Below are 5745 nucleotides of genomic sequence, written 5' to 3'. Positions count from 1 at the left end.
ACCCATGTTTTAGATGAGTTGACCAAGCTTTTTAATAAAGTTAATGAGCTAGATCGATTAAGATATTTGGTCAATTCATGGGACATATTCTGCCATTCATCTGCCTAGATTGATGGAAGAGGGGTATAAGGAACACAATAAACGTAGTTCTCAATCTTGACGATCAGCATATACTGATTTGGGTATCTGTCCTTGTTAGAATTTTCAAAATCCGCAAGAACATCGTCATCCTGAATAGCTTTAACAATTTGTTCAAAGGAAACTTGACGATTTTGTTTGAGCCATTCGTTCTTCTCTGAATTCCAACGAAACCCACACATAAATTGTAGCTAAGGATTAGAAAAGGAGAGATTAACTAGCCGTTATATCCCTCCTAATACCAATGCCCGATAACCTAACTACCCCCAATGCGAGCCACGTCCTTAGCATTTTGCTCAAACGCCGCATTCAGGGCATCATCGCCGCTCAAACCAGCCTCAAGCGCATTTTTAATCGCTTGCAGTACCCGTTTATAATCCCGGGGCATCACCTTAACAAACTTGGCAATATTGACTTCCCAATCTGCTAGGATAGCTTTAGCTTTGGCGCTATTGGTGTAGTTAACATGGTTTTGAATTAACTCTTGCAGATCCTTGATTTCTTCAGGATCTTCCAAAGTTTCCAAAGCAACCATAGCTTGGTTACAACGGGTGGCAAAATCAACCGTTTCATCGAAGATGTAGGCCACACCACCACTCATGCCCGCCGCAAAGTTTCGTCCCGTTTTACCGAGGACAACCACTTTCCCGCCAGTCATATATTCACAGCCGTGATCGCCCACCGCTTCCACCACCGTATTGACACCGGAATTACGGACACAGAAGCGTTCTCCTACCATGCCGGAAATGTAGGCCTCGCCCCCCGTTGCGCCGTAGAGACAGACGTTCCCTGCAATGATGTTTTCCGCTGCAATAAAGCTGGAACCCTGGGGAGGATAGACAATAATTTTGCCACCACTGAGACCTTTGCCGACGTAGTCATTGGCATCCCCTTCCAGTTCCAAAGTCATACCCTTGGGTACAAAAGCGCCGAAGCTCTGCCCCGCACTGCCTTGGAAATGGAGATGGATCGTATCTTCCGGTAGGCCTTCCCAATGGCGTTTGGTGACTTCGTTGCCCACAATGGTGCCCACCACGCGGTTGATGTTGGTAATGGGTAAAGTGGCTTTAACTTTTTCGCCCTTGGCGATCGCCGGTTGACAGAGGTCCAGCAGTTGGGTCATATCAAGGGAGTGCTGGAGACCGTGGTCCTGGGGAATTTGACAATAACGTCCCACTTCCGGGGCCACGTCAGGCTGATGCAGTAGGGGAGAAAGGTCGATGCCTTTAGCTTTCCAGTGGTCCACCGCTTTTTTAGGCTCCAGGATTTCCGTGTGCCCTACCATTTCGTTAATAGTGCGGAAACCGAGTTGCGCCATGATTTCCCGTAGTTCCGTAGCAATGAAAGTCATAAAATTCACCGCATGGGCCGGGTCGCCGGTATATTTAGCCCGCAGTTCTGGGTTTTGGGTGGCAATGCCCACGGGACAGGTATTCAAATGACAAGCCCGCATCATAATGCACCCCAGGGATACTAACGGCGCAGTGGAAAAACCAAACTCTTCTGCTCCCAACAAGGCGGCGATCGCCACGTCCCGACCAGTTTTCATTTGCCCATCAGTTTCCACCACAATGCGGGAGCGGAGATTATTTAACACCAAGGTTTGATGGGTTTCCGCTAGGCCCAATTCCCAGGGCAAACCGGCATGTTTGATGGAAGTTTGGGGAGAGGCCCCGGTGCCACCGTCGTAACCGGAAACTAAGACCACATCGGCATGGGCCTTGGCTACCCCAGCGGCAATGGTTCCCACTCCCACTTCAGACACCAGCTTGACGTTAATGCGGGCTTCCCGGTTGGCATTTTTCAGGTCATGGATTAACTCCGCCAGATCCTCAATGGAGTAAATGTCGTGGTGGGGTGGCGGCGAAATTAAACCAACCCCAGGGGTAGAGTGGCGCACTTTGGCGATCCAGGGATAGACCTTTTTGCCTGGTAGTTGCCCCCCTTCCCCCGGCTTAGCCCCCTGGGCCATTTTGATTTGAATTTCCTTGGCTTGGGAGAGGTACAAACTGGTGACCCCAAAGCGACCGGAAGCCACTTGTTTAATGGCGCTGTTTTTGGAATCCCCCTGGTCATTGGTCCAGGTAAATCGTTCTGGGTCTTCCCCCCCTTCCCCAGTGTTGGACTTACCGCCAATGCGATTCATGGCGATCGCCAAGGATTCATGGGCTTCTTTGGAAATGGAACCGTAGCTCATGGCCCCGGTTTTAAAGCGTTTCATAATTGCTTCCACCGGCTCCACTTCTTCGAGGGGAATGGGTTGCCGGTCTTGGAAGTCCAGTAAGCCCCGTAGGGTAAAGAACTTTTGGTTTTGTTCGTTAACTAAAGCGGCGTACTGTTTATAAAGATCATAGTTACCTTCCCGCACGGCCCGTTGGAGCAAATGAATGGTTTGGGGACTAAATAAATGCTCTTCCCCATCCTTACGCCACTGGTATTCACCGCCCACATCCAGGGTATGGCGATCGCCGGGGCGGGGGGCAAAGGCGTGTTGGTGCCGCAGAATCGCTTCCTGGGCAATTATCCCGAGATCTGATCCTTGAATACGGGAAGAAGTACGACAGAAATATTTGTCAATGACCGACTGATTTAAGCCAACGGCCTCAAAAATTTGTGCGCCCCGGTAACTTTGGATGGTGGAAATGCCAATTTTAGAAGCTACTTTAATTACCCCCTTGGTGGCGGCTTTGATGTAGTTTTTGCAAGCAGTTTTATGGTCTACATTAACCAGTAAACCTTCGGCGATCATGCCGTCTAAAGTTTCAAAGGCTAAATAGGGATTAATGGCTCCACAACCGTAGCCCAGCAGTACGGCAAAATGATGCACTTCCCTCGGTTCCCCAGATTCGAGCACTAACCCCACTTTGGTACGGGAACCATTACGGATTAGATGGTGATGTAACCCCGATACCGCCAATAAAGCCGGAATTGCCGCTTTTTCTGCCGCCACATCCCGGTCACTGAGAATAATTAAATTGACCCCTCCGGCGATCGCCTGGTCCGCTTTGGTAAATAAGTCATCTAAAGCAGTTTTTAGGCCAGTTTCCCCTTGGTTGGGGTCAAACAGAATGTCTAGGGTAACGGATTTAAACTCATCGTTATCGAGAGCCTTGAGCTTAGCCAAATCTTCGTTAGTCAGAATCGGCGTTTTCAATTCAATCAAACGACAACTTTCTGGCCGGGGGTCGAGCAGATTACCTTCACCGCCAATGGTGGTTTCCGCCGAAGTAATAATTTCTTCTCGAATGGAATCGATGGGGGGATTGGTCACCTGGGCAAATAACTGTTGGAAATAGTTGTAAAGCAACTTGGGTTTATCGGACAGCACCGCCAGGGGAGTATCTGCCCCCATGGAACCGATCGCCTCCACCCCATCCCGACCCATGGGAGCCATCAGAATACGCAACTCCTCAAAGGTGTAACCAAAGGCCATTTGCCGCTGGCGCAAACTTTCTGCATCGGTGCCGGGGACATTGCCGGGAACAGGCAACTGATCCAGGGACTTTAGGTTAGCCGTCAACCATTCACCGTAGGGATGCTGACTGACAATATTCTGTTTAATTTCTTCGTCGGCAATGATGCACCCCTGCTCCATATCTACCAAGAACATCCGCCCTGGTTGTAGCCGTCCTTTTTTGGCCACCCGCTCCGGTTCAATGGGCAATACCCCTGCTTCCGAAGCCATAATCACCAGATCATCCTTGGTAACGTAGTAACGGGAAGGCCGCAGACCATTACGATCCAACACTGCCCCCATCATTTTGCCGTTGGTGAAGGCAATGGAGGCCGGGCCGTCCCAAGGCTCCATTAAGCAGGAATGGTATTTATAGAATGCTTTCTTCTCCACGCTCATGGACTCGTGGGCACTCCAAGGCTCCGGAATCATCATCATCACCGCATGGGGTAGGGAGCGGCCGGCCAGGTAAAGCAGTTCCAACGCATTGTCAAAAATGGTGGAATCACTGCCATCGATATTGATCACCGGCTGAACTTTAGCCATATCCTCCCCGAATAGGGACGATTCAAACAGGGCCTGACGGGCTTGCATCCAATTGACGTTGCCCCGCATGGTATTGATTTCGCCGTTATGGGCAATGTAGCGGTAGGGGTGGGAGCGCTCCCAACTGGGAAAGGTATTGGTACTAAACCGGGAATGGACCAGGGCCAGAGCACTTTCCATCTCCGGGTCATGGAGTTCAGGGTAATATTGTCCCACTTGGGCGGTGGTCAACATGCCTTTATAAACCAAAGTTCGGGCCGATAAACTAGCCACATACCAATGATTATCAATCTTTTGTGATCGGATGGCCCCGTGGGTCAACTTACGAATGACGTATAGTTTGCGCTCAAAATCCAAGTCATCGGTCAAGCCTTCCGGCCGACCAATGTAAACCTGTTGCATAAAAGGTTCACTGCCCTTGGCGGTATCCCCCAGGGGCTCGTTATGGGTGGGAATGTCTCGCCAGCCTAAAACCTGCAAACCCTCTTGGGTGACAATGTCATTGAATTTTTGCCGAGCTTCGGCCCTGGCCAACGGATCGGGGGAGCCGTAAATATTGCCCACTGCATACTGCCCTGGAGCGGGAATAGTAATCCCCTCAGCCCCAGCTACTTTTTGGATAAACTTGTGGGGAACTTGGATTAAAATACCGGCCCCATCCCCCGTGTTTGGCTCACAGCCACAGGCTCCCCGGTGCTCCAAATTAACCAACATTTGTAGGCCCTGCTCCACAATGTCGTGGGAAACTTTGCCCTTCATCTGCACAATAAAACCCACCCCACAGGCATCATGTTCATTTTGTGGATCGTAAAGACCTTGGACTTGGGGGGCGAGGTGAGAACTGTTCATAGGACTGGTAACCGTACAAAAGTTTGGGATGAGGGGGCGAAGACCTCTATGGCAGGGCATTCCCCGGTTTTTGAATTGTAGCGGTCATTATGGAGAGGAGGGAGGTTTCCTTAATGAATCTATTAAGTTTTGCTGAAATTTCAGATTGTTACCGGGGAAAAGGTAACAAATTTAACTATTTTGTTCTGTTGTAGTTTGTTCCAGAGTTGAAGAACGCTCCCTAGATGATGATCAAAAATCATCAGTTAAACTAAAGGTCAGTCCCGAGCTGCTGGAGACCACCGCTATGACCGCCGCCTTAGATCGGCAAATTGTTTATCCCGACAGTGATGGACAACCCATGGCTGACAACACCAAGCAGTTTAGTTGGATTGTCCTATTAAAAGAAAATCTGGAATGTCTTTTTGCGGATAATCCCGATGTTTTTGTGGCCGGGGATCTGCTCTGGTATCCCGTGGAGGGTAAGCCAGAAATCCGGGTTGCCCCCGATGTTTTGGTGGCTTTAGGCCGACCCAAGGGCGATCGGGGTTCCTACCGTCAATGGCAGGAAGACAATCAACCACCCCAGGTGGTATTTGAGGTACTGTCCCCCGGCAATCGTCTCAAGGAGATGAATAAAAAGAGGGATTTTTATGATTTTTACGGTGTGGAAGAATATTATGTCTACGACCCCAATAACAATGAACTAGTGGGTTTGCAGCGGTGGCAGGGTAAGTTAACGGTTATTGATGAAGTGGAGCATTGGACAAGTCCCCTTT

General features: G+C 49.8%; 2 protein-coding genes. One reads left to right on the top strand and one right to left on the bottom strand.

Features of this window, described 5'->3' with window-relative positions:
- Positions 1 to 394 precede the first annotated feature (394 nt).
- Positions 395 to 5047, bottom strand: coding sequence for a glutamate synthase large subunit (gene gltB / locus IQ219_RS16130; RefSeq protein WP_194073279.1), 4653 nt, complete (start codon positions 5045 to 5047; stop codon positions 395 to 397).
- Between the two features lie 226 nt (positions 5048 to 5273).
- On the opposite strand from gltB, the gene IQ219_RS16125 reads away from it, so the two are divergent.
- On the top strand, positions 5274 to 5745 hold a 472-nt coding region (locus IQ219_RS16125), incomplete at its 3' end, for a Uma2 family endonuclease (protein ID WP_194073278.1).

It is taken from the genome of Synechocystis sp. LEGE 06083 (genome assembly GCF_015207725.1).
GTDB classification, from domain to species: Bacteria; Cyanobacteriota; Cyanobacteriia; order Cyanobacteriales; family Microcystaceae; genus Synechocystis; species Synechocystis salina.
The sequence above is the reverse complement of the archived record's forward strand: the minus strand, read 5'-3'. Positions and strand labels throughout refer to the sequence as shown.